The 2,431-nt window shown below is 70.7% G+C and carries 4 protein-coding genes and 1 tRNA gene; 4 read left to right on the plus strand and 1 reads right to left on the minus strand.

Annotated elements, in window-relative coordinates; translation table 11 throughout:
- The first annotated feature begins 358 nt into the window (after positions 1 to 358).
- Positions 359 to 532 (plus strand): hypothetical protein, encoded by a 174-nt coding sequence (locus VGH76_RS26180; protein WP_331559705.1) that lies wholly within the window; start codon positions 359 to 361, stop codon positions 530 to 532.
- 75 nt (positions 533 to 607) lie between these two features.
- On the opposite strand, the gene VGH76_RS26185 is transcribed toward VGH76_RS26180, so the two are convergent.
- Positions 608 to 695: transfer RNA gene (locus VGH76_RS26185), tRNA-Ser, on the minus strand.
- A gap of 163 nt (positions 696 to 858) precedes the next feature.
- Between VGH76_RS26185 and VGH76_RS26190 the strand changes: the two genes are divergently transcribed.
- The 3 genes from VGH76_RS26190 to VGH76_RS26200 all read left to right on the plus strand — a co-directional run.
- The gene (locus tag VGH76_RS26190; RefSeq protein WP_331559706.1) at positions 859 to 1,605 is read left to right on the plus strand and encodes an IclR family transcriptional regulator; all 747 of its coding nucleotides are present in this window, start codon (positions 859 to 861) and stop codon (positions 1,603 to 1,605) included.
- A 77-nt stretch (positions 1,606 to 1,682) separates the two neighbouring features.
- The gene (locus VGH76_RS26195) at positions 1,683 to 2,078 is read left to right on the plus strand and encodes a metal-sulfur cluster assembly factor (RefSeq protein WP_331559707.1); all 396 of its coding nucleotides are present in this window, start codon (positions 1,683 to 1,685) and stop codon (positions 2,076 to 2,078) included.
- Positions 2,078 to 2,431 (plus strand): hypothetical protein (locus VGH76_RS26200; protein ID WP_331559708.1); only part of this gene is annotated, 354 nt, incomplete at its 3' end. The genes VGH76_RS26195 and VGH76_RS26200, both read left to right, overlap by 1 nt.

A 2,431-nucleotide genomic window follows, 5' to 3' on the forward strand; every position in this document is an offset into this window, starting at 1 on the left:
CGCCGATCGGTGCGGACTTCGGGCCGCAGATCACCACCGCGTCGTGGGACCTGCGGACGGAAGTACGGCGGCCACTGTAACCCGTACGTGACGAGACCTCGGAGACGAAGTCACGCGCGGGTCGTCGGGGCATCGGGCTACCGGCCGAGCTCGTGGAGCTCCTGCGGGCGCATCGGGTCGAAGAGGACCGCGAGCGGGAGACGGCGGCGCAGCTCTGGACGGATGGCGGCTGGCTGTTCGCCACCCCGACTGGCGGCCCGCTGAACCCGCGCACGGACTACGACGAGTGGAAGAGGCTCCTCGGCCGGGCCGAGGTGAGAGATGGCCGGCTGCATGATGCCGGCACACCGCCGCGACCGTGCTGCTCCTGCTCGGCGTCCCGGAGCGGTCAGTCATGGGGATCATGGGGTGGTCGCACACCGCGATGGCGGCGCGGTATCAGCACGTCACGTCGGCCATCCAACGCGACATCGCGTTGCGGGTCGGAGGCTTGATCTGGCAGGTCAGCGAGGGGCCTGCGGACGACAAATGAGACTAGAACTGAGACTGACAGCAGAAACGCCGGTCGGGCCCGTGTGGACCCTTCCGGCGTTTGGCCTGTTCAGGCTGGCGGTAGCGGTGGGATTTGAACCCACGGAGGCTTGCACCTCACACGCTTTCGAGGCGTGCTCCTTCGGCCGCTCGGACACGCTACCGCCGATGAGCTTACAAGGTCCCGTTCGCGCGCTTCGCATGGTCCTCGCAGAGCTCGGGGACCATGCGAGGACCAGGGCCGGCGCGCGAAGCGTCGGACCCCGTTCCCAACGCGGCGCCGTTCTGCCACGCTCGTCGGCGAACACACCGCGAAGGAGCGGAGCCGTGGGCGAACAGGGCGGTCCGACCCTGATCCAGTCGGTGCAGCGTGCGCTGCGGTTGCTCGAGGTCGTCGCCGAGCGGGAGGGGCGGGCGCACGCCAAGGAGCTCGCCAGGGCCGCGGGCCTACCGCTCTCGACGACGTACCACCTGCTGCGCACGCTGACCCACGAGGACTACCTGCAGCGCCTCGACGACGGGTCCTACGTGCTCGGCCATCGCATCGACGTCGTCCGCAGCCACGGGACGGCCGCCCGCGGGGTCGCGCAGGCCCGCCCGGCGCTGGAGTGGCTGCGCGACGAGCTGTCCAGCGCGGTGTACCTCGCCCGCCACATCGACGGCGAGGTCGTCGTGGTCGAGATCGTCGACAGTCCGAAGGCCCCGCGCATCGACCTCTGGGTCGGAATCCACCACGCCGCCCACGCCACCGCGCTGGGCAAGTCGATCCTCGCCCAGCTGCCGGCTCCGGAGCGGGAGGACTACCTCGCCCGGCACCCGCTGAACGACCTCACCCCGCACACCGTCGTCGACCGTCGCCGGCTCCGCGACCGGCTCCCCGCCCCGGACGCCCTCGCCGTCGACGACGAGGAGTACGCCGTGGGGGTCCGCTGCCTCGCCGCGCCGGTGACCACAGCCGACGGCGTCGGCTCGCTCGGGGTCGTCACCTCGCCCGCGTCGCTGCGGCGGGACGTACCCCGCCAGAGGCTCCGCTCGTGCGCGTCGCGGGTATCCCGGGCGCTCAGCCTCGGGTGAGGCTGCCCTGGCCGGGCGACGCACCATCTGAAATCACCGCCCTTTCGCACCTGCGGGCGACGTCACACGATCAGTCCATGGACCCCGCGCCCCCGGCCGTTCCCCAGTGGGCGACCGACGCCCTCTCGGACGTCTACGACCCGTGCTGCCGCGAGAAGGGCATCTCGGTGGTCGACATGGGGCTGCTGCGGTCAGTGGCGGTGAGCGATGGCCACGCGAGGGTCGAGCTACTCCTGACCTCGGGTTGGTGCCCGTTCGCCTCGCGCGTGCTCACCGAGGTCGAGGAGGCGATTGAGGCGCAGCCCGGGGTGGACAGCGCCGAGGTCGAGATCGTCTGGGACGAGGCCTGGTCCACCGACCGGCTGTCCGAGTCGGCGGTGCGCAAGCTCCGCTTCCTGCCCGCCCCCACCGCCGTGCCCGACCGCGACGCCTACGTCGCGGCGCACCGTCCCCAGGTCGAGGAGGCCAGCTGATGATCGGCGACGCATTCGTGTTCGACGGGGTGGCTCACCCGTTCAACTTCTCGCCGAAGAACGCCTTCGGCAAGCCGGGCGAGATGTTCTCCAACCATCTCTACGCCTTCCACGCGACACTCACCCCGGACGCCGAGCCGAAGCTCTCCGCGGACGAGTTCCTGAAGGATTGGACGCCGTCGGACATCCGTCAGATGATCTACGGCCAGTCCGACACGGACATGCTCGTGGCCATGCCGTTGCCGCTCACCGACCTCTACCGCGACGGGCTCTCGCCGTGGGAGGAATGCGCGGAGCTGGCGGGCCGCGACCCCGACCGCACGATCTTCTGGGGCTCCGTGAACCCGCTCGAG

Origin of the sequence: Actinomycetospora sp. (assembly GCF_036497585.1) — a bacterium.
Taxonomy (GTDB): Bacteria; Actinomycetota; Actinomycetes; order Mycobacteriales; family Pseudonocardiaceae; genus Actinomycetospora.